The sequence below is a fragment of the Leeuwenhoekiella sp. A16 genome (genome assembly GCF_047946675.1).
GTDB lineage: Bacteria > Bacteroidota > Bacteroidia > Flavobacteriales > Flavobacteriaceae > Leeuwenhoekiella.
Genome location: NZ_CP172313.1, coordinates 3,009,282 through 3,034,148, shown reverse-complemented (window position 1 = coordinate 3,034,148; position 24,867 = coordinate 3,009,282). Strand labels below are relative to the sequence as shown.

Annotated in this window: 19 protein-coding genes; 13 read left to right on the top strand and 6 right to left on the bottom strand. The window is 37.9% G+C overall.

Annotation, left to right across the window (positions count from 1 at the left end; genetic code table 11):
• Position 1: 1 nt before the first annotated feature.
• From ACH3O9_RS13260 to ACH3O9_RS13240, 5 genes are all read right to left on the bottom strand, one after another.
• Entirely contained in the window at positions 2–898 is an 897-nt protein-coding gene (locus tag ACH3O9_RS13260; RefSeq protein WP_416441217.1) for a DUF58 domain-containing protein, read from the bottom strand.
• A gap of 6 nt (positions 899–904) precedes the next feature.
• Positions 905–1,906 (bottom strand): AAA family ATPase, encoded by a 1,002-nt coding sequence (locus ACH3O9_RS13255; RefSeq protein ID WP_416441215.1) that lies wholly within the window; start codon positions 1,904–1,906, stop codon positions 905–907.
• Positions 1,907–1,917: 11 nt separating this feature from the next.
• Positions 1,918–2,538 (bottom strand): DUF4159 domain-containing protein, encoded by a 621-nt coding sequence (locus ACH3O9_RS13250; protein WP_416441213.1) that lies wholly within the window; start codon positions 2,536–2,538, stop codon positions 1,918–1,920.
• Positions 2,539–2,733: 195 nt separating this feature from the next.
• Positions 2,734–4,047 carry a TldD/PmbA family protein gene (locus ACH3O9_RS13245; protein ID WP_416441211.1) on the bottom strand — a complete coding sequence of 438 codons (1,314 nt, stop codon included), beginning with the start codon at positions 4,045–4,047 and terminating at the stop codon, positions 2,734–2,736.
• 29 nt (positions 4,048–4,076) lie between these two features.
• Positions 4,077–5,717, bottom strand: a complete 1,641-nt coding sequence (locus ACH3O9_RS13240; protein WP_416441209.1) for a TldD/PmbA family protein — start codon at positions 5,715–5,717, stop codon at positions 4,077–4,079.
• A 432-nt stretch (positions 5,718–6,149) separates the two neighbouring features.
• On the opposite strand from ACH3O9_RS13240, the gene ACH3O9_RS13235 reads away from it, so the two are divergent.
• The 9 genes from ACH3O9_RS13235 to ACH3O9_RS13195 all read left to right on the top strand — a co-directional run bounded on the left by ACH3O9_RS13235 (position 6,150) and on the right by ACH3O9_RS13195 (position 18,562).
• On the top strand, positions 6,150–6,695 hold the full coding sequence (locus tag ACH3O9_RS13235) for a hypothetical protein (protein WP_416441207.1): 546 nt from the start codon (positions 6,150–6,152) through the stop codon (positions 6,693–6,695).
• Complete coding sequence (locus tag ACH3O9_RS13230; protein ID WP_416441205.1) at positions 6,692–8,389, top strand: GMC oxidoreductase; 1,698 nt, start codon at positions 6,692–6,694, stop codon at positions 8,387–8,389. Before ACH3O9_RS13235 ends, ACH3O9_RS13230 begins: the two co-directional genes overlap by 4 nt.
• Positions 8,390–8,789: 400 nt before the next feature.
• The gene (locus tag ACH3O9_RS13225) at positions 8,790–12,404 is read left to right on the top strand and encodes a PAS domain S-box protein (protein WP_416441203.1); all 3,615 of its coding nucleotides are present in this window, start codon (positions 8,790–8,792) and stop codon (positions 12,402–12,404) included.
• Positions 12,401–13,135 (top strand): Hpt domain-containing protein, encoded by a 735-nt coding sequence (locus ACH3O9_RS13220; protein WP_416441201.1) that lies wholly within the window; start codon positions 12,401–12,403, stop codon positions 13,133–13,135. The genes ACH3O9_RS13225 and ACH3O9_RS13220 overlap by 4 nt, the downstream gene beginning before the upstream one ends.
• Positions 13,132–13,494, top strand: a complete 363-nt coding sequence (locus tag ACH3O9_RS13215) for a response regulator transcription factor (protein WP_416441199.1) — start codon at positions 13,132–13,134, stop codon at positions 13,492–13,494. Before ACH3O9_RS13220 ends, ACH3O9_RS13215 begins: the two co-directional genes overlap by 4 nt.
• A gap of 49 nt (positions 13,495–13,543) precedes the next feature.
• On the top strand, positions 13,544–14,629 hold the full coding sequence (locus tag ACH3O9_RS13210; RefSeq protein WP_416441197.1) for a HEAT repeat domain-containing protein: 1,086 nt from the start codon (positions 13,544–13,546) through the stop codon (positions 14,627–14,629).
• 21 nt (positions 14,630–14,650) lie between these two features.
• Positions 14,651–16,084 (top strand): glycosyltransferase family 2 protein, encoded by a 1,434-nt coding sequence (locus ACH3O9_RS13205; RefSeq protein WP_416441195.1) that lies wholly within the window; start codon positions 14,651–14,653, stop codon positions 16,082–16,084.
• Between the two features lie 39 nt (positions 16,085–16,123).
• Positions 16,124–17,404: a YaiO family outer membrane beta-barrel protein gene (locus ACH3O9_RS13200; RefSeq protein WP_416441193.1), complete on the top strand. Its 1,281-nt coding sequence runs from the start codon at positions 16,124–16,126 to the stop codon at positions 17,402–17,404.
• A gap of 3 nt (positions 17,405–17,407) precedes the next feature.
• The gene (locus tag ACH3O9_RS13195) at positions 17,408–18,562 is read left to right on the top strand and encodes a hypothetical protein (protein ID WP_416441191.1); all 1,155 of its coding nucleotides are present in this window, start codon (positions 17,408–17,410) and stop codon (positions 18,560–18,562) included.
• On the opposite strand, the gene ACH3O9_RS13190 is transcribed toward ACH3O9_RS13195, so the two are convergent.
• Complete coding sequence (locus ACH3O9_RS13190; protein ID WP_416441189.1) at positions 18,563–20,602, bottom strand: LTA synthase family protein; 2,040 nt, start codon at positions 20,600–20,602, stop codon at positions 18,563–18,565.
• Positions 20,603–20,823: 221 nt separating this feature from the next.
• Here ACH3O9_RS13190 and ACH3O9_RS13185 point away from each other — a divergent pair, with 221 nt between their 5' ends.
• The 4 genes from ACH3O9_RS13185 to ACH3O9_RS13170 all read left to right on the top strand — a co-directional run bounded on the left by ACH3O9_RS13185 (position 20,824) and on the right by ACH3O9_RS13170 (position 24,846).
• The gene (locus ACH3O9_RS13185; RefSeq protein ID WP_416441187.1) at positions 20,824–22,308 is read left to right on the top strand and encodes a M28 family metallopeptidase; all 1,485 of its coding nucleotides are present in this window, start codon (positions 20,824–20,826) and stop codon (positions 22,306–22,308) included.
• A 91-nt stretch (positions 22,309–22,399) separates the two neighbouring features.
• Positions 22,400–22,981, top strand: coding sequence for a cupin domain-containing protein (locus ACH3O9_RS13180; RefSeq protein WP_416441185.1), 582 nt, complete (start codon positions 22,400–22,402; stop codon positions 22,979–22,981).
• A gap of 34 nt (positions 22,982–23,015) precedes the next feature.
• Positions 23,016–24,335, top strand: a complete 1,320-nt coding sequence (locus ACH3O9_RS13175; RefSeq protein ID WP_416441183.1) for a PQQ-dependent sugar dehydrogenase — start codon at positions 23,016–23,018, stop codon at positions 24,333–24,335.
• Between the two features lie 10 nt (positions 24,336–24,345).
• Complete coding sequence (locus tag ACH3O9_RS13170) at positions 24,346–24,846, top strand: c-type cytochrome (protein ID WP_416441181.1); 501 nt, start codon at positions 24,346–24,348, stop codon at positions 24,844–24,846.
• The last annotated feature ends 21 nt before the right edge of the window (positions 24,847–24,867 follow it).

Genomic DNA, 24,867 nt, shown 5'->3' with positions numbered 1-24,867 from the left:
ACTAGAGTAAACGACTTCGGTTTTTTAAAAACACCTGTAATGCTTCGCCCAGAGGTTGATCAATATTGAATAGTTCATACCCGATATTTGAGGCTAAAAGGCTGTTTTTTATACTTTCTAAGCGGATTTTCAGGTTGTTTAAATAGGTTTCTTTTGCATTTTTAGTGTCAACTTTTATTGTTGCTCCTGTTTCCAGATCTTCAAATGTCACCGCCCCTGAATAATTAAATCGCAGTTCATTTGTTCCCATCACATGCAAAACCATAACCTCATTGCGTGCAGTCTTTAATGACTTTATTGTTTTTGTGAGTTCGTCATTATGTTCATACATATCAGTCACAAAAAAGATGAGTTCTTTGTGACTTCTATCATGTAGTTTTTTAGCATCTCTGGGATCCTGCGGCCATTTGCCAACATTGGTAATTGTTATCAATTCATGTAAAAACCGGTTATAATGCTGCTTCTGGATTGTAGGATATAAACTGTGCAAATGCTTGTCATTTAGAGCGAAAAGCCCCACAGCATCGCCTTGTTCTTTTGCCAGATATGCCAATGAAGCAATCAGAATACGCACATAATCCATTTTTGAAAGTGCTCCTTCTTTGTGCAGCATTGATTTGCTGGAGTCAAGAATAAATTTTACCGCCACGTGCGTCTCAACCTCAGCTTGTTTTATATTATATCTGCCTGAGCGTGCAAGCATTTTCCAGTCTAAAAGTCTTAGATCGTCGCCCGGCTCATAACCGCGGTACTGACTAAATTCCATACCAGAACCTATGCGTCTACTATTGTGCAGCCCGGAAATGTGACCTTCTACAGTCATTTTCGCTATAAGCGCTAAACCGGAAACAGTATTGATAATTTCAGGTTTGAATAATTGGCGGTAGTCCTGCTTCACTAGAATTTATTTAGCAGTGGTGAGTGATTTTATGAGTTCGTGCGTTACTTTATCTGCTGTAATCCCTTCGGCTTCTGCTCTAAAGTTTACGATAATCCTGTGGCGCAAAACAGGTAAAGCAACCGTTTTAATGTCTGCAAGCGTTACCGCCAACCTGCCCTGCGATAATGCTCTGGCTTTTGCAGTAAGAATAAGCGCCTGCCCCGCTCTGGGTCCTGCTCCCCAACTCACCCATTCTTTCACATAAGAATTTGTTGTGGTCTCTGGCCTCGTTGCGCGTACTATTTTGCTAACTAAAGTGATCAGGTCATCACTTATGGGAACTTCTCTAACCAATTCTTGCAGCCTTAAGATCTCCTCGCCAGTTATTACCGGCTTGATCACAGCTTTTTTACCACCTGTTGTACTTTTTAAAATGCTGGTTTCTTCTAATTCTGTGGGATAACCTATTTTAATGTAGAACAGAAAACGATCCTGCTGCGCTTCCGGTAACGGAAAAGTTCCTGATTGCTCAATCGGGTTTTGAGTAGCCAAAATAAAAAACGGGCGATCTAGCGAGTAAGTCTTTCCTGAATAGGTGACTTCAAATTCCTGCATCGCTTCTAACAATGCTGCCTGGGTTTTAGGCGGCGTACGATTTATTTCATCTGCAAGAATAATATTGGCAAAAATGGGTCCTTTATTAAATTCGAAAAACTTCTTGCCCGTAGTATGATCTTCTTCAAGAATTTCGGTACCAATTATATCTGAAGGCATTAGATCTGGCGTAAACTGAATCCTTTTAAAGTTTAAATGAATTGCCTGCGCCATTGTGCGTATCATAAGGGTTTTGGCAAGACCGGGAACTCCTTCAAGCAAAGCATGACCACCCGCAAGAAAAGTTATGAGCAGTTGCTCTACAGTCTCTTCCTGACCTATAATAACCTTTCCGATTTCAGCCTTTAAATCGGCGATTTTACCTGTTAAAAGACTGATTTCCTGATCTAGGGTTGCTAAATTTTCATTCATATGCTATTTATTTATGATGTAAGGGCGTACATCACGATGTTGACACCAAAGCGGGTGTTATCTATTTTGTACCAGCGTTTATTTCTAAAATCGTAATCCCACTCGCAACCATAATCTTTATTGCTGTATAAAACGCCTATGCGACCGTTGATCTCAATAGCTTTTAAATATTCATGAACGAGATCGTCGCCCCAACCGTTCAACTCCTGCGACGTTGTGGGCGGGCCATCTTCAAATTCAAAAAAGACATTGTAGAGGTCGTGATCGTTCGGGATTTTTTTTAGTTCGCCAACTCCAAAAATCTCTTCCATCTGCCGCTCAAATGATTTAGCAAATAGACCGTCTATATCGTGGTTGCAGTCATCTGCGAAAACAAAGCCGCCATTTCTTATATATTTCTCAAAATTCTCCTTTTCCTTTTTAGTAAACTGCACCAGCTTGTGTCCCGAGATATAACAAAACGGGCATTTAAAAATATCATCACTACTAAGGGTTACGATATTTTCCTGTTTATCTACAGCCAGTGTAGTGTATTCTACCAGAGAATTCAAAAGATTTGATGGCATGCGCTGATCAACATCCCAATCTCCTGATTCATATTGTAAGCGTGTAAAAAAGAATTCGTTATTCAAGATAAAATGTATTGATCACCCATTTTTTTTGATTAAAAAATCGGCAATTTTCATTAAAAAACTGGCTGAAATAAATCGAAAACCACTGAAAGTATTAATAGAATATTGATAAAAAATCTATTAATTCTGTTTGTAAGCTCTAAGACCTTAATGCAGCTAAGCGGTTAGATCAACCAGTTTCAAAATTCTATTTTACTATACAGCATCAGATAAGCTAGTGAATGTAAAGTCTCTCACTTTCATGTATGGAATAAGATTTCCATTAACACGAACCTGCTCACCCAAAGTTTCCAGATTGTTGAGCATGATGATAGGACTCTCATTAAATCTGAAATTCTTAACCGGATATTTTAATTTTCCGTTCTCTATATAGAAAGTTCCATCACGAGTAAGACCTGTAAACAGTAATGTTTGCGGATCTACAGAGCGAATGTACCAGAAACGGGTAACCAGGATTCCTTTTTTAGTGTCTTTAATAAGATCTTCTAGCGAGGCGCTGCCACCTTCCATAATAAAATTACGAGGTGACGGGACAGCTTCTACACCTTGTTTTTCTGCCCAATAGCGGCTATAACCTAAATTTTTAACTACGCCATTTTCTATCCACTTCATCTTTTTAAGCGGTATCCCTTCCCCGTTCCATGTTGAAGTAGGAACATCTGGATGCAACGGATCTGACCAAATATTTACGCGCTCATCAACGATTTTGTCGCCCAGTTTTGTACCGCCATCTTTAGACATAAAACTACGCCCCTCATCTGCAGTACGCGCATCAAAGGCTCTTGCCATATTACCTAATAATTGTGCAGACGCAGCCGGCTCAAGAATTACTGTATAACGCCCCGGTTCTATAGCTTTTGCTTCTTTAGAAAGTAACGCTTTCTCAATTGCTGTGTTTGCCGCTTCTGCCGGATCAAATTTTGTGATATCATTAAAATCACGAGTTACCCATCCAGAACCTGTACCATCGTTAGTACGCATGGTAACTGTAAAATCTACATCTGTTGATTTATTGTAAGCGAAAAGTCCGTTAGAATTTAACATTGCGCTAAAACCTGCAGAATCATCAAGAAAACCTGCTGCCGTAACATCTTTTTGCTCTGCAGGCTCGATACTTTTAAGTGCTACTTCAGCTCTAAATTCTGGTGTTACATTTGCTGTAGCTTCAACAAAAGTTATAGCCTCATCATATTCCTGCGCTTCCAGCGGAGCCATAAACTCTGGGTTTTCCGGCGAAAGCTGAGCTAATTCTTCTGCTCTTTTAACCACTTTCTCGAGTGAAGCATCGTCAAATTCATCTACTGTAGCGGTACCAGATTTTTTTCCGAAACTGGATTGCACAACCAGCGATTGATTAGAACGATGACCGGCGGTAGAAACCGTATTACGCGCATAGCGTATGTTACCACTCTCATTACCACTCATATTTATTACACAGGCATCTGCGCTGGAAAAGCTTAACGCTTTTTCCATAATTTGCCTGGCTTCTTCTTTAGTATATATTGCCATTTTGAATTGTATATTTTATGAAATAAGAATTAAACGTTGCGACCTGTGTTGATTACATTTACATCATTAAAACGTGAAGTTGAGCACCCGTGTGAAACGGCGCTTACCTGAGAAGGCTGTCCTTTACCGTCAAAGAAAGAGCCAAACATCCTGTAATCATTCTTATCGCAGATCTTAGCACAAGAATTCCAGAATTCCTGCGTGTTAGATTGATAAGCAACATCGTTAAGCATGCCTACTATCTCACCATTTTTGATCTCATAAAAAACAGTACCGCCAAACTGGAAGTTATAACGTTGTTGATCTATAGAATAAGATCCTCTGCCGGCAATGTAAATTCCCTTCTCAACATCTTTAATCATGTCGTTTACAGAATATTCTTCTTTACCGGGTTCTAAAGACACATTTGGCATACGCTGAAACTGCACGTCATTCCAACTTTGGGCATAACAGCAACCGTTAGATTCAGTTTCGCCAAGCATATGAACCTGATCGCGAATGGCTTCATAGTTAACTAAAACACCATTGCGTATAAGATCCCATTTTTTCGTTTTAACGCCTTCATCGTCATAACCTACCGCTCCCAGAGAGCCCGGTTGTGTTTTATCTGCAACAATATTTACAAGGTCACTACCGTATTTAAAGTCACCAGATTTCCATTTATCTAAGGTGGCAAAACTCGTACCCGCATAATTAGCTTCATAACCTAACACGCGATCAAGTTCTAATGGGTGACCTACAGACTCGTGAATAGTTAACCCTAAATGATTAGGCTCAAGAACCATATCGTATTTACCTGGCTGTACAGATTTTGCAGTAAGCATTTCTTTGGCCTGCTTAGCCGCAATAGTCGCATCTTCTACAATATCGTAGCTATGTTTGTACAGTTTTAGTCCGCCAGGGCCATCAAGTTTTTCAGATTCAAGACCGTCCATATACTCATAACCCATCCCCATAGGAGCGCTTAACGCGTCGCGGGTCTTAAATTTACCTGCAGCCCTGTCTACAGCTGTAACGCTGAAAGTAGGCCAGATACGATGCACATCCTGATCTATATAAGAACCTTCTGTTGAGGCGAAATATTTTTGCTCATTAACCATAAACAAAGCCGAATTGACAAAATTGGCTCCATTCTCCATTGCTGCAGCGTTAGCACTTAGCAATAGGTCTACTTTTTCTGAAACGGGAACTTCTCTAAAATCCTTTTTCAGCGGCGTCTTCCAGGAGACCTCACCGTAAGCTTCTACAGGAGCAAGCTGTACGGGATCTCTCTGTATTTTTGAATTTGCCTTAGCAATTGCTACAGCCTGTGCGGTAGCTTTTTTAATACCTTCTTCTGTAACATCGTTTGTAGAAGCAAAGCCCCAAGTCCCGTTTGCGATCACACGTATACCAGTGCCAAAAGATTCAGTATTTACAACGTTTTGCACTTTATCTTCTCGTGTGAACAGATATTGATTAAGGTATCTCCCTATACGAGCATCTGCATAAGACGCACCCAGAGATTTAGCAGTATTTAATGCAATATCTGCCATTTTCTTTTTGAGAGCGATATCCATACCGGGATCCAGAAGTGCCTCTACAGGGATAGAATTTCCCATTACAGAGGCGGGTAAAAAGAGAGCACCGGCTCCCAAACCGGTAAGTTGAACGAAATTTCTTCTTTTCATGAAGTTCTTGTTTGGTGGTTTATTTGTTACTAGTCTATAGCCTTTATTCTATCTAAGACTATTAAAAACATTAAGAGTTTAATACGTAATCTAATTTTTATTAGAATTAATTCACGCTTAAACGGTTTAATCACTCATAATTCTCAGCATATCAGTAATTATCTTAAATATTTCTGAAAATACTAAATTCTCTAATTATAACTCTTCAAATTGTTTTAGTTATTTACGCAATCGTTATAAAAATGCGCTCTGGCAACATGTATCAAATATTTTTAAATGTTTTCGATACATTTTATCTATTTTAAAAATGATTTTTTTACTTTCATAGTTCAATTAAGACACTATCCTGAATTTTATTTTGCATAAGACTAATCACTCTACAATAAGTTATTTCGACTATATCGTTTTAGATAATCACGCAAGTTTAAAAATATGCACAGAAGAGAAGCAATAAAAAGCCTGGCACTTGCCTCTATTGCAGCAATGGTAATGACCCGTTGCGATCTAGGTGAAGAAGAGGTTACAGATTTCCTTTCAAAAGGGAAACTCAATTTAGACGATAAGCATAAAGACTATCTGGCTCAAATTAGTGAGACGTTTTTACCACTACAGAGTAAAGTTGATAAAATTACTCCGCCAGAAGATTTTATCATGACTATGGTAAATGACTGCTCAAGTGAGGAAGATATTGCAAAGTTTGCACGAGGTTTTAATGATTATAAAAATCTGATGAACGAAAGCAAGCTGGAGATAGAAACTGAAAAACCTGAAGCGGTTATAAATGTAGTTCAGGGAGTTTTAGATAAACAAGAGCCTGAAGAGTCACAAGAAAATCTTATTTATTTCATCAACACAGTGAGAGGGCAATCCCTGCGTAATTTAACTACATCAGCATTTTATATGCAGGGGTATATGGATTATGAACTAATACCTTCAGAATATATAGCTTGTTACGATATTTCAACAATAAAAGCATGAACAAGACAAATTTTGATGCCATTATAATAGGCGCCGGTATGAGTGGCGGCTGGGTGGCAAAAGAACTCTGTGAGCAGGGTTTAAAAACATTACTGCTAGAGCGAGGCCGCAATGTTACACATATAAAGGATTATCCTACCACAAACATGCAGCCATGGGAATTTAAGCACAGAGGCGAAATGCCCTATGAGGTGCAGGAAGAAAATCCTATTGTCTCGCGCTGCTATGCCTTTAAAGAAGACAACGCGCACTTTATGGTAAAAGATAAAGAGCATCCTTATGTGCAGGATAAGCCTTTTGACTGGATACGTGGTTATCAAGTGGGTGGTAAATCTTTACTTTGGGCACGCCAAACGCAACGCTGGAGTGATTACGATTTTGAAGGACCTGCACGAGATGGTTTTGCAGTAGACTGGCCCATACGTCATAATGATCTGGCTGAATGGTATAGCAAGGTTGAAATATTTGCCGGTATAACCGGAAATAAAGATGGTCTGGACAATTTACCTGATGGCGAATTCCTGCCGGCGTGGGACCTTAATTGTGTTCAGGATTACTTTAAAGATTTTGTCAATACTAATTATGATGACAGAAAAGTGATATTTGGGCGTTGTGCACACCTTTCTGAAGCTAAAGATATTCATCATCAACAGGGCCGTTCTCAATGTATGAAAAGAACAGAATGTGAGCGTGGTTGCCCGTTTGGTGGTTATTATAGTTCAGTTTCATCTACTATACCATGGGCGCAGAAAACCGGGAATCTTACACTACAACCAGATTCTGTTGTTCAATCTGTTCTTTATGATGAAGAAAGTGGTAAAGCTTCTGGTGTGCGTGTTATTGATGCACACACCAAAGAAGTAACAGATTATAACGCAAAAATTATTTTCTTAAACGCCGGCTCTGTAAACACGGTAAGTGTTTTGCTTAATTCAAAATCAGATCGTTTTCCTAATGGTTTAGGTAATGACAGCGGAGTTTTAGGGAAGTATGTAGCTTTTCACAATTATCGCGGTAAGATAAATGCAGTTCATAACGGTCATAAAGATCAGGCTATGAAAGGCAGAATACCTACAACCGCCTACATGCCTCGTTTTCAAAATGTGTATAAACAGGAAACCGACTTCTTAAGAGGATATGCTGCCACTTTTTATGCAGGCAGATCGCGTAACCCTGAAATAGGTTCAGAACTTGGTGAGCCACTTACCCATCAATTGCTTGATGAAAAACCAGATTATGGCCCCTGGTATGTGGGAGCAGGTTTTATGGGCGCTACCATCCCTAAAGAATCAAGTTACATCAAGCTTGACGAGACAGAAACAGATGAATGGGGAATGCCACTTATTCATTTCTCTGTAGATTATGACGACAATGACGAGAAAATGCTCGCTCACTTCTTTAAGACATTTACAGAAATGTTTGAAAAAGCAGGTTTCGAAAACATTCAAACGCATGATACAAAGCAAGCTCCAGGTCTCGATATTCACGAAATGGGCGGTGCGCGTATGGGTAAAGACCCCAATACTTCTATAGTTAATGAATGGAATCAAATGCATCACTGTAAAAATGTATTTATAACAGACGGTGCATGTATGACCTCAACCTCAACACAAAACCCTTCTCTTACCTATATGGCACTTTCTGCCAGGGCAGCAAATTATGCTGCAGAAGCTTTGAGAAAAGGAGAAATATAAATTAAACTAATATAGCTTTCTGCGAAAAACCGCCTATTTGGGCGGTTTTTCGTATATAAATGACCGATTTTTAATTTGGCTTAAAGCCAAATTATCTATTATTAGCTTTTCTTCAATTAAAAATTGCTAATGGTATTCTCCTATCAGTAAGCAGCAATTTTCTGCTTACTGTCTTTAAAAAATCGGTGAAATACGGTTAAAAATCGGTACTTCTGCGGCAATAATCGGTTACCAGTCAAAAATTTAACTATTAAAATATCGACAAAATACATGTTAATTCGATTTAAAACACTTATTTTGTACCAAATTGTAGGAATACTCCATTAACACGTTAAGAAAAGTCAAAATAAAAACGTGTTTATGTTTTAGACCTCAGCCCAATTTAAACCTACTTAAAAACATGTCTAAAGTGTTTGTCTTACAAGATGAATATTGCAATCTGCTTTCTAAAGATCAGGAGATTTTTTTCTGGCTTAATGAAGATGTTTTAAATGGCACATGGTATTATAATTTTGATTCAGCTGATTTTTGGGTAAGCAACTCATTTTGGAAAACATTGCAGCTTCCCATTCCTTCAGATCAGGTGAAAGAGCATATACGATCTTATTTTAAGGGCGACCTTAAACAAGATATCTGCGAAGTGCTTGATGCGCATGCCGCTAAATCGCATATAGACTTCAATACCACTTTACTTTTTACAAACGCAGATAATAAGGAAATTACCTTTAAAGTAAGTGGGAAGCTTATTTATAATGATGCAACTGCGCAAAGTGCTATATTAAAATTCACTTTAGATAAAGAAACAGATACTAATCGTGATCTCGAGAAATTAGAAAGATACAATGATATCTTTCACGAGACTAATGAGATAGCGCGCGTAGGCGGCTGGGAGATAGATCTAATTAAAGGCCAACTTATCTGGACTAAAGTAACAAGAGACATTCATGAAGTAAGTGAAGACTATGTACCTCAACTTGATCAGGGTCTGCAATTTTACAAAGAAGGCTGGAGCCGCGACAGGATAACAACCTTGTTTAATGCGGCTGTAGAAAAGAATCTCCCTTTTGATGAAGAACTAAAACTTGTTACGGCAAAAGGTAATGAGATCTGGGTACGTGCTTTAGGCAAGCCAGAGTTTAAAAATGGAGAATGTGTACGGGTTTATGGAGCTTTTCAGGATATTGATGCACAAAAAAAGTATGAGATAGAACTTCGTACCACTAAAGACAGGTTTAAAAAGATATTTACTAATTCGTCAATAGGTATTTTATTAGTTAATACAGACAACAAACTGTTGATGGCTAATTCGGCCAGTTTAAAGATATTCGGTTTTAAAGAAAGAGACAGAGAAAAGGTTCTCAAACTAACTTTTAGAGATGTTATTCATCCCGAAGATCTGCCTCAGGCCGCTCTCTACAGGCAACAATTGCTTACCGGTGAAATTACAAGCTACAAACTCGAGAGTAGATTTAAAAAAGTTACCGGTGAGATCATTTGGTGTACAGTTAATACCTCAATCATATACGGTCATTCTAAGGAAGATGATCTTATAATAACCCAGTTTGAAGACATTACGAGCCGCAAAGAACTAGAAAGCAAATCACTTGAGAATTCTAAAAAGTTCATGAACGCTTTTGAATATTCTCCTAATGGGATGGGCGTTGTAACCCCAGATGGAAAGTGGCTCATGGTTAATCAAAACCTGTCTAAAATGATAGGTTATAGCAAGGATGAATTGCTAGAATTAAATTTTAAAGACATTACTCATCCTGAAGATCTCAATAACGATATTGAGTTTCTCAAAGAGATAATTTCTAAAGAAAGAGAATCTTACAGCATAGAAAAGCGCTACATCCATAAAAATGGAAATATAATTCATGGTTTTTTAACGGTTTCTGCTCTTGCAGATGAACACGGCAGACCTACTTCCTTAATAGGCCAGGTGGTCGATATGACTAAGAGCAAAAAAGCTCAACGCGCTTTAGAGCACAGCCTTAATGACCTGCAAAGTCTCATGAATGCCACAACCCAGGTTTCAATTATAGAAACAGATCTAAAAGGTAATGTGCGCAAATTTAACCGCGGTGCAGAAAATTTATTAGGTTACACGGCAGAAGAGGCTATAGGTTCATTACATGTAAGTAAACTTCACGATGTGACTGAAGTGAAAGCAAGAAGTGAAGAATTATCGCTTGAATATGACAAAAAAGTGTCTGGTTTTGATGTTTTTACCAGCAAAGCCAAAAAAGGCAATTTTGAATCAAGAGAATGGACCTTTATAAGAAAAGACGGATCTAGATTTCCGGTTCAGCTTGTTGTAACATCAATAAGCAATCACAAGGGTAAAATTACAGGCTATTTAGGAGTAGCGACAGATATTACGCAGCTCAAAAAAATGGAAGCTTCTCTTGTAAGCGCTAAATTAAAAGCAGAATCTGCAAGCAAGTCAAAATCTGAATTTCTGGCAAATATGAGCCACGAGATTAGAACTCCCCTCAATGGAGTAATTGGTTTTACAGATCTTTTGATGAAAACTGACTTAACCCCAAGTCAGGAAAAATATATGCAGACCGTCAATAACTCTGCTAATACGCTTTTAGATCTTTTAAATGATATCCTCGATTTCTCAAAAATAGAAGCCGGTAAACTTGAAATAAACGAAGAGAAGATCGACCTGCAGGATCTTTGTAGTCAAACTATAGATATAATAAGACATCAGGCACATGCAAAAGGTCTTGAAGTCCTTCTAAATATTCCAGTACAAAATAATCGTTTCATATATGCCGACTCGGTACGTCTTAGACAGATATTGACGAACCTGCTTGGCAATGCTGTAAAATTTACAGAAAAAGGCGAGGTAGAACTCAACATACAAACAATAGCCTGTGATATTGAGAATGCAGAAATGGTATATCGCTTTTCTATTCGTGATACAGGTATTGGCATTGCACCTCACAACCTGAAGAAAATATTTCATGCCTTTGATCAGGAAGATGGCTCTACCACTCGTAAATACGGCGGGACAGGTCTGGGAGTTACCATTAGCAACAAGCTGCTTGAGCTTATGGGAAGTAAACTAGAGGTAGAAAGTACAATGGGCGAAGGAAGCGTCTTTTCTTTCGAAGTAAAATTCAGGTCAGAAACTCCTAAGAGTACAGCCTCATCTATTAAAAAAAATATTAAAAATGTGCTTGTTGTAGATGATAACGAAAACAACAGGATAATCTTACAAGAAATGCTGGCAGGAGATAAAATTAAATCTACGCTTATAAATAACGGTATCGAGGCTTTAGATATGCTTGGTAAAGATCAAGAATATGATCTTGCGATTATAGATTACCATATGCCTTATTTAAATGGTATAGATCTAATTAAACATATGAGGGAAAAACTAAATATCGCGAGCGAAGACCTTCCTATAATGCTGCTTCACAGTTCTGGAGACGATGAGAAAGTGGTACAAGCATGCAAAGAACTTGATGTGCATTACAATACCGTAAAACCTATACAAATCAATAAACTATATGAGATGATTAATAATCTCGAAAGTAAAAACAATAGTAGTGAAAACGGAATAGGTGTCTTACCAGAAGTTGATCTGTCTGCTTTAACCTACACTATTTTAGTAGCTGAAGATAATCCTGTAAACAAGTTTCTTACAAAAACGATCATTAATAAAATACTTCCGCTTGCCAATATTATTGATGCAGATGATGGTAGCGAAGCAGTAGAAGTTTATAAAAGCACACCTATAGACTTAATTCTTATGGATGTGCAAATGCCGGTATTAAGCGGTTTTGAAGCAAGCCAGGAAATTAGAGCTATTGAGAAAAAAGGTGATCGTATACCTATTATTGCTTTAACAGCACGCACACTTATAGGAGAGAGAGAGCGCTGTATGTCATACGGTATGGATGACTATATAACAAAGCCTGTTGTCTTAGAGACCTTGCAACAAGTAATTATTGAACATCTTGTAATGAATACTCAAGAAAAATCTGCTCTAAACTCATGAAAATCGGTTTAAAACATACAAAAAACCCTCTTAAAATCGCTTTTATTGAAAGCGATGAGCAGCATAAAACTGATTTTCTTGATCTGTCCAGAATTAATGGTTGGGCAGTTACTACATACAGTCATACAATAGAATTAATACAGAATATAAAATTAGATCAGCCAGATGCGATAGTTATAGAAGAAGATGCATCTCCTTTAAATGCTTATCAAACTTATGAGTATCTAACTATCGAAGTAAAATTAGAGGTGCCTATTCTGGTTTCTTTTAAAAGTGAGGATAAAAAAGAGCGGTATAAGCAAAACAATTTGTACTTTATTGAAAAGAAATTTACACATAAAGTTGTAGAACAGATCAATGAATTATTTATTCCCACAGAAACTGGTACTCATAAGAAGTACTCATTAGATTATTTAAATGCAATTTCTGATGGTAATTTAGAATTTGTAGCAGAATCCCTGCAAATATTCACCAGCTCTGTAGAGCGAAAATTAGCAGAGATCGATCAATTATTGGCTACAGCAGATTATAAAACAATTGGTGAAATAGCTCATAATATAAAGCCGTCTTTTGAGATGATAGAAAGCGAGACAGGTAAAAATATATGCAACCTCCTTGTTTATGAATCAGAGGCTAATGACGTTCCTCAATTGGTAGAAAATTTAAAAAATGAATTTGCTGCTCTACAAAAGGAAATCTCCAGAGATTTTCCCAAACTGATTGAAACATGAAGAAGATTTTAGTAATTGAAGACAACCCTATGGTTGTTAAATCATTAGAATTTAAACTTAAAAAAGATGGGTATGAAGTGATTATAGCAGAAGACGGTCGAGATGCCATGAGCAAATTATCAAGCGATAAGTTTGATCTTATTCTTACAGATCTTATGCTACCGTTTATATCAGGAAATCAACTTATAGAATTTATTAAAGAAAAATCGCCAGATATCCCGATAATCGTTCTTTCTACCTCAACTCAAGAAGATATTATTACAGATGCATTTAATATGGGAGTAGATGATTTTATTACTAAACCATTTAGCCCTAACGAACTTTCCTTACGTGTAAAGCGCACGCTAGGTAAAAGATAAAAGATAGATTAAAGCTTATTGACCCCAAGTCAACGTAAACAATTACAACATGAACTTCTACCATAGATTCTTTGATGAATGGCCATGGCTATTACGAGTTAATTTCGTGTTTAGCATGTTCTTTTTGACAACAGCAATTCTGTTAGTGAGCTTCATTTTGTTTCTGCGCATCAATAAGAACAGGAAGTCAAAAAGAAAAGCAGAACTTGAAAATGCTTTATTAGATTTTATAAATCAGTATTTATTTGATGAAGATTTTGACAAATCAGGAGAAGTAATAAAATTTAAATCTGCTTACCTAAAGACCAAATTTGACCTTAAGATCACTATAAAACAAATATTAATTTTTGACGAGAATCTTAAAGGAGAATCTTCGGCACTTATTAAAGAACTTTTCTTAGATCTGGGTCTTTTCGATTTCGTTCTTAACGACCTAAAAACGGGCAACTGGCATCAAAAAGCGAGAGCCCTGTTTGTTTTTTCTCAACTCTCAATAGCAATACCCAATCATTTTATAGAACCCTTGCTTAACGCATCAAGAGATGAATTGCGACAACAAGCTTTGCTTTATTCTTTAAAATTAGCAGCTAATAATCCGCTGTATTTTTTAGGGAAAATTAAAAAGCCGCTCACGATGTGGCAGCAGATCTATATAGAAAATGGCCTTAAATATTCATATCAGGGTACGATGCCAGATTTTTCGGTTTGGCTAGACCACAGTTTAGACAGCGTTGTTATTTTTTGTATCAAGATGATAGCCGAGTATAATCAGTTTGAGAATATTCCTCTTCTGATGCCTTTTCTTAAAAACCCTAACGAAGAAGTGCGTCTAGAAACTATTAAAAGTCTTTGTAAAATGGAACATGGGGAGCTATTAACCCACATAACCACCTCCTTCAGCGCAGAAACTCAGCTTATCAAAAAAGAAATGCTTGAGACAATACAAAGCATAGGTTCTTATGATAATCTGGAAGCACTAATCCCTGCAATGAGTAAAGCAAAGTGGAATATTAAGATTGAGTTTCACAAGGCTTCATGTCATTTTAAACCTGAATTAAAATATACAGTCTTTAGCAAAAAAGTAGGTGGTATTGAAGAAGCTCCCACTACTCCAACAATCGCTCACGGTTTTTAAGTAAAACAAAAAGATATAACCATGGATATTAATTTTTACCATATTACAGAAATTGCCAGTTGGGTTTTTCTTGCCTATGGATTGATTATATGTTCTGGTTATGTATTCTCTGCCATATTTTCCCTCATCGAATTAAGAGATTATAAAAGGCGACACAATTTTCAGGATGAGATCGCATTGTTGCAGTCTTCTAATCTGCCTATGATCTCTGTCTTGGCGCCGGCTTATAATGAAGAAGCTAATGTTATTGAGAATGTGCGCTCGCTGCTAACTTTAAACTATCCTTCATACGAGATCGTCATAATAAACGATGGTAGTAAAGACAACACATTGCAGCGACTTATTGATACTTTTGATCTCGTTCCTGATGAACTTCTATATCCCAATTACATACCTACTAAAGAAGTTAGGAATATCTATGTATCAAAAAACAAAGCTTATAAAAGCATCAAGGTTATAGACAAAGAAAACGGCGGGAAGGCAGATGCTTTAAACACCGGGATAAATATTTGCAGCCATGAGATGATCTGCTGTATAGATGTAGACTGTATTTTAGAAAGAGACGCTTTACTTAAACTTATAAAACCGTTTCTCAATAACGAGAAAAAGGTAATCGCTTCCGGCGGAATTATACGTGTTGCTAACTCATGCATAATAGAAGATGGCAGAATTATAGAAGTAAAACTGCCTAACACTTTTCTCGCCAGAGCGCAGATTCTAGAATATTTCAGAGCTTTTTTAATGGGTAGAATGGCGTGGTCACGCGTTGATGGTCTTTTACTTATCTCAGGAGCCTTTGGCATGTTTGATAAAAAAACGGTTATAGAAGCCGGCGGTTACAATCCCAATACTGTAGGAGAAGATATGGAGTTGCTCGTGCGCATGCGTCGCATGATGCGCGAGAAAAATATTGATTACACCGTAGGCTTTGTACCAGACCCTTTGTGCTGGACAGAAGTACCACAATCCTGGAATATCTTACAAAGGCAACGCAACCGCTGGACACGAGGAACAGTAGAGACACTCTGGGCTCACAGAAAAATGATCTTTAATCCTAAGTATAAAATACTTGGGTTATTAAGTACGCCGTACTGGCTGTTTTTTGAGTGGTTAGCACCGATAATTGAGTTCGTAGGACTGATTTTTTTCGTCTTCCTTTTAATATTCGGGCAGGTTGACTGGGTTGTTTTCTCCATATTTTTTACGGTCGTTTATAGTTTTGCTATCCTATTTTCGGTAACGGCATTGTTTTTTGAAGAATTTTCTTTTCAGCAGTATACGAAGCCGGCTTACATGTTTCAGCTTATTAGAACAGCTCTTTTAGAGCCTCTTCTCTATCATCCCTTTGTGATGTGGGCAGCAATTATGGGAAATATCGATCTTATTCGCGGCAAAAAATCATGGGGACAAATGGTGCGTACCGGCTTAACAAATCCCGAAAAGAAAGTTGCTTAAAAGAAAACCTGACTTAATTTTGAATAAATCTATTACCCAATGACACTTACAATACTCAAGCGCAGACAAATACGATCATCAGCGCTTGTAATTTTCGGCATTCTTATTTTTACGACTTTTTCTTCTGCCTACGCACAAGATAATCTGGGCACAGATGAGCTGTATACAAAGGCACGCAAAACCGCTTTTGATGATGACAATTATCCTGAAGCAATTAGACTTACTAAAATGGCACTGGCTAAAAGCCCAGACTATTTAGAAGTGAGCGTATTTCTGGGGAGGCTGTACACATTTACAGACAGTCTGCAGCAGGCGCGCATGATTTTTAATGAGGTTTTGCAAAAGGAAGCGGGTCATCAGGAAGCATCTTTGGCCTACGGAAATCTTGAGTATTGGAATGATAATTCGCCACGAGCTCTTGAAATCGTAAACAACGGAATCGCGATACATCCCAAAGCTGAAAATCTATTATTGCTTAAAGCGAAAATTTTAAAAGATCTGGAAGAATACACAGCCGCGAGTGAAACGATAAATAAGCTCCTAAAAATAAATCCTAAACTCACAGCGGCAAGAGAATTGAACCAAACAATTCAGGTTATGTCTGCTAAAAATACAATTAGCGCTGCTTACGATTATGTATATTTTGATAAACGTTTTGATGATGCCTGGCATCTGGGAAGTATAAGTTACGGCCGCCAGACAAAATTAGGTTCTGTAACGGCGCGCTTCAACTACGCAAATAGGTTTAAAACCGATGGAACTCAATTTGAGATCGATATGTATCCTCGTATTTCAGATTTGTTTTATACCTATGTAAGCGGCGGTATTTCTAATAAAGATGGCATTTTTCCACATTATCGGGCTGGTTTTTCGCTTTATGCTAATTTACCGGCAGCATTTGAGGCAGATGCAGGCTTCAGGATGCTCGCTTTTGATGATCAAACATGGATCTATACAATAGGTGTAGGTAAATATTATAAGAATTACTGGTTTAATCTGCGTACATATCTTACTCCGTCAGACAGTTCAGTTTCACAATCCTATTCTTTAAACATACGTTACTATTTAGGTGGTGCAGATGATTACATCAGTTTTAAAATAGGTACCGGTATCTCACCAGATGATAGTACAGATAATGTTTTGTACAGCTCTGCAAACACATACAAATTAAAATCACATAACGTTGCTTTAGGTTACAGCGCGATATTTAATGATACTAATGTTATCTCAGTTCAACTGTCGCTCGACAATCAGGAATATGCAAAAAGTACACGCGGCAATCAAATATCTTTTGGTTTAGGCTATTCTAAAAGATTCTAACAAATGGTAAAGAAGATATTTTTTGCAATTATTATCTTCATTGTTATTATTCCACTTGGCATGTGGGCTGCGTGGTTTTTTACGCCCAATCAAAAATTAGTAGTTGCAGTTATAGATAAATCTGTAATTACGCAGAACCGCGAAAAACACCTCTCACTAAACTGGGTTTTAAACAACAACAGAATTACTAAAACCTCACATCAGGCCTATAACGCAAAAGCGGATTATTTTGGTTTTTTCCCCGAAGATGATGAAAATTACAAGATTAAAGGGCTTGAGCGTTTTACGCACACGCAATTAAAAAAATTGAGCAAAGATGCAGATGCTGTTTATTTTACAGACACGTATGGTGTTTACAGCAGCGACTGGTATAAAAAGGGAGATGGCGCGGGAAAGCCGGGATTGTTATATGGTGGCTTAAGCCAAAACGACGTCGATTTTCTAAAGCTGATGAAGAAGGAAAAGAAGTTAATTCTTGCCGAATTCAATACCATAGGCTCCCCAACTTTAAGCGAAAACAGACATGAATTTGAAAAATTGTTTGGTCTTAAATGGACAGGCTGGACGGGACGATATTTTGATAATCTGGATAAAGACAGAAACAGCGATATCCCGCAATGGATGGTTACCAGTTATGAATCCACAAACGGTACAAAGTGGAATTTTAAAAAATCAGGAATCATCTTTGTGGGAAAAGAACAACAGGTTATCGTTCTCGAGGAAGGGACTGATCTAAATCGCTCAATGCCTTTTATAAAAAGCACAAAAAATGCCCGGAAAAATCTTTCGCTGCCAGCGGAAATAAAATATCCATTTTGGTTTGATGTGATGCAACCAGATTTAGCGATAAACACGATTGCCGCATCCTTTGATATTGACGTGAATGCTAAAGGCAAAGCTTTATTAGCGCAACACAACATTCCGTTTAGTTTTCCTGCCGTAACCAGTCACACCGGTTCTGACTACGATTTTTACTACTTTTCAGGCGATTTTAGTGATAATCCGGTAAATTTTAAAAGCTCTTATTTTAAAGGGATTTCCGCTTTTAAAAGTCTTTTTTACGACGACCGCCAACCGCTGGAACGAGCAAGTTTTTTCTGGAAATTCTACCGCCCAATGCTAGGCAGTATTCTTAAAAATCAGAAGGCTAAATTGTAGTTATTTCTGGCTGGTATACTTGGTGTAAATAGAGTCTGGAATAATTTTAAAGCCGTTTGTGATCTTGTTATTTTTCAGCTTAAACGCATTAAAAGCGCTAATTAATTGCTCTTTTTTGGCTTTATCATCTATTGGGGTTTCATTCATATTTTCATCTAACCTAAAGAGATTATTTCCGTTAAGGTGATACTCACCCATTACAAAATCTATCATGCTGGTTTTTGTCTGCATAAGGGGGATTTTATGCCTGTTTTGGAAGGTTTTTGTAGTATCAAGCCCCTGCCCCATCCAGCTCTCAAATTCTGGTGTTTTAATCTTATAGTTGGTTTTTAAATAATTGATAAGACTGGGTGCGATATCAAAATGACTGGAAACCGATGCCATTACTTTTGTGCGTTTTAATAAAGGCGAGTAAATAATTAGCGGAACATGATAACGATCTATTTTTGTACTCAGCGGAATTTCAGGAATACGGTGATCTCCCGTTATTACGAAAATAGTATTCTCAAAGTCAGACCTGTTATGATATTTCTTAAAGAAATCTTTTAGCGCATCATCTGCATATAAAATGGTGCTGTACTGCTTTTTATAATTTTCGCGCTCAGCTTTTTCTGCCGTATTCAGATCCATTTCGCTTAAGCGTTTTTCAAAATAATCGTTGTATTTGTTTTCCTCCTTAATTAAAAACGGACTATGGGTAGCAACCGTGAGAATCACACTTAGCGCAGGTTTATCACTTTTATCTGAATTTCTCTTTTCAAAATAGTAATCAAAAACTTCTTTATCACCGTAACCCCAGGTAAAGCCGTTATGCTCAGGCAATTTTTGATATGTGGCAGGAAAAGTCGCTTCATCATTGATCTCAGCAACATTATTTTTTTGAAGATACAGCTTCATATTATCAAAGCCAGAATCGCCGCCGTAGTAGAAAGATGTCTTATAGCCAATATTTTCAAGCACATTAAAAAGTGATAATTGGTCAGGCATATTTTCTCCCATAGCCAGGTAACCATTTTTGCTAAAAGGCAACGAACTCATTAAAGACGGCAACACAGCAAACGTACGGCCGCCGTCGCTTAAGAAGTTTTTCCAGTACAAACTCTTTGTAGAAAGTGAATCGAGAAATGGGGTGAAACTGCCCAAATAAGCATCTTTGTTGGAGAAAGCCCTGCCTAAACCTTCAACCAGAATGATAACAATATTGGGAGCTTTTTCTTTAGGTTGAAAAAATGGTGAGAGCACATCTGTCGTATCTGCTCTGTGCAAGAAAGGATAATCACGATCTACATATTCAAAACTTTCGCCTTCATTGATATCTGCCAGATAACTGTCTGCGTAAATATCAACCTCATATTCTGGTTTGAATAAGTAATCATCTACAGAGCCGTAAAATATTTGAGATTTATTGGTAACGATATTAGATGCAAAATCAGAATCGAGATCAAAATTATTAGCGCTTTTAACACTGCCAAAACTGAGCAGAACCAAAGAAACCATCGGCAAAAAAATCGCCAAATATTGGTTCATTTTTAGCCTTTTTGGTATAAAAATCAAGGCTAATATTAAAGGCGCAATCACCAGAAGAAATACAAAAACTGAAAGAAAGCTCACACTTCCTGAAGCTCCCACAGTTTGTGAAATATCTGTGTATGAATACCCAAAAAGGTCAGCTCCCAGCGTTACTAAAGCCTCATTAAAATAATTGATTAGGAGTAGATTAATACAAAAAAAGAGAATCAAAAATACCGAAGCGCTAATCTGCGCGATCCTTTTGGAAAACAAAGAAACGAGTAAAAATACCAACGTAAAAGGAAGCAGACATTTTAACCACAATTGCAGATCTATAAACCAACTTATCGCAAGTAATTTAAAACTACCCTGTGGTAAAGCATGGCTGTAAGCATAAACAGACAACTCAATTATCCGGTAAAAAAGCATGAAAATCAGCCAGATTATAGTAAAAATCGCAGCAGATTTTAAGGCGAAAAGCACCTTCTCTAAAATACTATTTTTCTCAGGAGTAGAATCTTGATCCATCATTGATTTAGGAAAATGATCAGGACAAGATAAAGGTTGTTAGCGATTTAAAAAAATAAGATTATTCCTGTTAGCAAATTGTTTATTTACAAGCTTCAAATTATTATTTAGCTAAATATTTAGGTAGCCGTTAATTTTATGTAAACACAAAATTTATTTCTTCTTTATTGTTCTAATTTTAAAATACCAACTTTTAAATTTTATGTAATTAACCACTACTTCAAATGATTAAAAACTACACGCTTAAATTATTACAATTACTTCCTGTTGCTTTTGTTTTTTCGCTCGTTTTACAAGCCGAAAATTCGCTCGCTCAAACGCAGGAACCACCAGCGCTTTCTGCAATAAAAGAAGCTGATTTAAAAAAAGACCTGTTTGAAATGGCAAGCGACTCGATGCGCGGGCGCCGTGCAGGAACTTTAGATGAATTTCGCGCTGCGGCCTGGGTCGCTCAACAAGCTCAGGAAGCCGGCCTTGAACCGGCTGGTGATGATGGAACTTACTTTCAATTCTTTAATTTAAAAAGGACTACAGTTTCAACAGAAAGTGAAATTTCCCTTAACGGAAAAAAACTTGAAATGTGGAAAGAAGCCTGGGTAACTGCACCAACTGAAGCTTCTGTAAAATCGGCTGTAACCTGGCAAAAATCGCTCGCAGACACCACAAAATCCCTTTCGGGGAAAGTAATCGCGATGGATTTAATCCCGCCGTCCCCCCTTCCAGCAGAAGGGATGAGCCTTTGGGTTTACCGATATGCTTTATCTGCAATACGCCAGCAAGCCGGCCAACTCATAAAACAAGGGGCTGCTGCAGTTATTCTGGTAGCAGATTCTACTGCACAGTCGCAAATAGGATTCTTTGGTCACGGTTTTGAAGAAGGTCGTTACCAGATAGAAGGTATGAATCCACCAGATACTAAAGCTGCTCCCGTAGTTTTAGTCGGCTCTAAATTTAAAGATGAGCTAATGAGTGAAAATACGGAAATTTCGCTACAGCTGGGTGTGAATATTTTTGATTATCCTTCAGAAAATGTAATCGCAAAAGTTCCCGGTACAGATCCTGAACTTAAAAACGAATATGTACTTTTTAGCAGTCATCATGATCATGACGGTGTAGGTGTTCCTGATAAAGATGGCGATTCTATATGGAATGGTGCAGATGACAATGCTACGGTTTCTGTTGCTTTGCTGGCAATAGGAAGAGCATGGAAAGCTAACCCCGGTAAACGCAGCGCTCTTTTTGTATGGCACGGCGCAGAAGAACGTGGTCTTTTAGGTTCGCGCTATTTTGTAAGACATCCTGTGGTAAAAAAAGAAGCAATAGTCGCTGTTCTTAATGGTGACATGATAGGCAGAAATGACCCTGATTCTGCAGCTTTGCTGGGTTCTATAGAACCGCATCGCAATTCGCAGCAACTTGTAGATATGGCGATGAGCGCAAATGATGAACTTACCCATTTTAAGGTAGATACTTCATGGGATGCAGAAGAACATCCTGAGCACTGGTACTTCCGCAGCGATCATTTACCGTATGCGCAATGGGGAATTCCGTCACTTATGTTCACTACTTTGTTGCATCCTGATTATCACACTCCGCGCGATGAACCCGAAGGCATAGATATAACCAAGCTTACTAAAATGACAAAGTGGATGTACGGTACAGGCTGGAAAGTTTCAGAAAGTACAGCTGCGCCTGCTTTAGAAGAATAGATTTTATCAATTGCTTAACAACTTTATACAGGTTTGGGTTTATAGATTTCACTAACTTGAACCTGCTTAAAAAGGCAATAAAAAGATTCATATGATGAATCGTAAAAAAATTCTATCAACCTTTGGCTTGGCCGGATTATTTTTGGCTTTGCCAAAGGTTGCTAACGCGAAACAAATGGAAATCAAACAGTTTCATTTTAAAGACGACGGTAAGATACCCAATAGTAAATATCCCCTTTTAGTCTATAAAAACGCCTTTTCTGAACGAAATTCCGCCGGCGCGAAATGGCTGGAAGACACCTTTGCGTCTAATAACTGGACGAATTCCTGGAGAAATGGTATCTATGACTTTCACCACTACCATAGCACTTCACATGAAGTTCTCGGGGTTTATTCCGGCGAAGCTTTAGTTCATTTAGGTGGAGAGCAAGGCGAAAAAGTAAACATAGAAGCAGGAGATATTGTCATTATTCCGGCAGGTGTTGGTCATAAAAATTTGGGCAGTACTGATTTAGGAATTGTGGGCGCTTATCCTGATGGTAGAAGCTGGGATATCAATAAAGGTCTAGCAGGAGAAAGACCAGCTGCAGATAAAAACATAGCGGCTCTGCCAATCCCGGAAGCCGATCCTCTTTCTGGTAAGGAAATGTCAGAGTCATGGACCAACGCATAAATCAAGAATCATCACTAACTAACTATAATAAAACATGACCAAATATCTATTTTCGACTAAAAATTTTATTTATCTCACCTGTTTGTCCTTAGCGACATTAACAGCTTGTAAGAACGATGCAACAGATAAATCTGAAACTTCAGATGAAAAATCTAACCTTGCAATAAGTTCTAACAATGCAGATCTTACAGTACCTGAAGGGTTTGGTGTGATTAAAGTCGCAGATTCTTTAGGTGCAGCAAGACATATAGCTGTAACAAAAGAGGGCGGAATTTATGTAAAATTAAACCAACCTAAAGACAGTAAGGGAATTGTTTATCTTCAGGATACTAATGGTGATGGTGTGGCAGATTCAACCAGCACCTTTGCTAATTATGGCGGTACTGGTATTTATTTAACTGACGGTAATCTGTATGCAACTTCAGACCAGGAGATTTTTCGCTATAAGCTTGATGCTGATCAAAAAGTAACTAATCCTGAAAGTCCGGACACAATTGTAACTGGTCTTATCAATCGCAGACAGCATGCGTCTAAATCAATTACGCTTGATGGTGCTGGCAATATTTATGTAAACATTGGCGCATATTCTAATGCGTGCCAGGTACAAAGCAGAACGCCTGGTTCACCGGGAATGCAGCCCTGCCCTATTTTAGATTCTGCCGGCGGGATCTGGAGATTTAATGCAGACCGATTAAAACAAACTTATGGCGATGGTACACGCTATGCTACCGGACTTAGAAATGTGGTAGGTCTTGACTGGAACACACAAAATGACAAGCTTTTTGTGATGCAGCATGGTCGTGACCAATTGCACACTCTTTTCCCTGATCTTTACGATGAAAAAACTTCTGCCGTTCTTCCTGCAGAAACAATGTATATGTTGAATGAAGGAGACGATGCCGGCTGGCCTTATATTTATTATGATCAACAAAAAGAAGAGAAAATAGTTGCTCCGGAATATGGTGGCGATGGTGAGAAAACAGGCGGTGAGAATGCAAATGACCCCGTTGCTGCATTTCCTGGTCATATGGCACCTAATGCTTTATTGTTTTACACGGGAGATATGTTTCCTGAACGATATAAGAATGGGGCTTTTATAGCATTTCACGGATCATGGAATCGGGCACCTGAACCACAAGAAGGTTATATGGTAGCATTTGTTCCATTTGAAAACGGAAAACCAAGTGGTGAATATGAGGTTTTTGCTAACGGTTTTGCCGGTATGGAAAGAGTAGAATCTCCCGGTGACGCAGCTCACAGACCAACTGGTTTAGCGCAAGGTCCTGATGGTTCTCTTTATGTTTCTGATGATACGGGCGGAACAATTTATCGTATAGTTTATAATCAAAAATAAACTTGCGATCATGAAAATTAGAATAGTAGCGCTGCCAATTCTAGGCTTAGCTTTTTTAATGCTTATTGGTTGCAATGGCGAAAAAAAGAAAAACACAGTAACTGAATCTGATGTAGAAATTCAGGAAACTACTTCTTCTGCTCAAACTACTGCAAAGGAATCACAAAAGGAAATACCAGCCTTTATGGAAGCAGGTAAAACTGTTTACACACAAAACTGTTTGGTTTGTCATCAATCAACAGGTAGTGGCGTTCCAGGCTTAAATCCGCCGTTAAAAGACACAAAATACGTTCTGGGTGAAAAAAATCAGCTAATAAGTATTGTATTAGATGGCTCTAATGAAGGACTGGTTGTGAAAGGCTCGACTTTCGCGAATGCGATGCCTCCTTTTGCTTCTCTAAGCAATGAGGATATCGCTAATGTGACATCATACATCCGTAATAGTTTTGGCAATAAAGCTGAACCAATTACGCCTGAAGAAGTTGAAACTGTACGCACGCAAACCAAGTAGAATTTTAAAATGAAAATAAAA

Coding starts and splice junctions, on each gene's coding strand:
- ACH3O9_RS13255 (WP_416441215.1), bottom strand. CDS start 1,906: ATGAATGAAAATTTAGCAACCCTAGATCAGGAAATCAGTCTTTTAACA.
- ACH3O9_RS13245 (WP_416441211.1), bottom strand. CDS start 4,047: ATGGCAATATATACTAAAGAAGAAGCCAGGCAAATTATGGAAAAAGCG.
- ACH3O9_RS13240 (WP_416441209.1), bottom strand. CDS start 5,717: ATGAAAAGAAGAAATTTCGTTCAACTTACCGGTTTGGGAGCCGGTGCT.
- ACH3O9_RS13235 (WP_416441207.1), top strand. CDS start 6,150: ATGCACAGAAGAGAAGCAATAAAAAGCCTGGCACTTGCCTCTATTGCA.
- ACH3O9_RS13230 (WP_416441205.1), top strand. CDS start 6,692: ATGAACAAGACAAATTTTGATGCCATTATAATAGGCGCCGGTATGAGT.
- ACH3O9_RS13225 (WP_416441203.1), top strand. CDS start 8,790: ATGTCTAAAGTGTTTGTCTTACAAGATGAATATTGCAATCTGCTTTCT.
- ACH3O9_RS13220 (WP_416441201.1), top strand. CDS start 12,401: ATGAAAATCGGTTTAAAACATACAAAAAACCCTCTTAAAATCGCTTTT.
- ACH3O9_RS13215 (WP_416441199.1), top strand. CDS start 13,132: ATGAAGAAGATTTTAGTAATTGAAGACAACCCTATGGTTGTTAAATCA.
- ACH3O9_RS13210 (WP_416441197.1), top strand. CDS start 13,544: ATGAACTTCTACCATAGATTCTTTGATGAATGGCCATGGCTATTACGA.
- ACH3O9_RS13205 (WP_416441195.1), top strand. CDS start 14,651: ATGGATATTAATTTTTACCATATTACAGAAATTGCCAGTTGGGTTTTT.
- ACH3O9_RS13200 (WP_416441193.1), top strand. CDS start 16,124: ATGACACTTACAATACTCAAGCGCAGACAAATACGATCATCAGCGCTT.
- ACH3O9_RS13195 (WP_416441191.1), top strand. CDS start 17,408: ATGGTAAAGAAGATATTTTTTGCAATTATTATCTTCATTGTTATTATT.
- ACH3O9_RS13190 (WP_416441189.1), bottom strand. CDS start 20,602: ATGATGGATCAAGATTCTACTCCTGAGAAAAATAGTATTTTAGAGAAG.
- ACH3O9_RS13185 (WP_416441187.1), top strand. CDS start 20,824: ATGATTAAAAACTACACGCTTAAATTATTACAATTACTTCCTGTTGCT.
- ACH3O9_RS13180 (WP_416441185.1), top strand. CDS start 22,400: ATGATGAATCGTAAAAAAATTCTATCAACCTTTGGCTTGGCCGGATTA.
- ACH3O9_RS13175 (WP_416441183.1), top strand. CDS start 23,016: ATGACCAAATATCTATTTTCGACTAAAAATTTTATTTATCTCACCTGT.
- ACH3O9_RS13170 (WP_416441181.1), top strand. CDS start 24,346: ATGAAAATTAGAATAGTAGCGCTGCCAATTCTAGGCTTAGCTTTTTTA.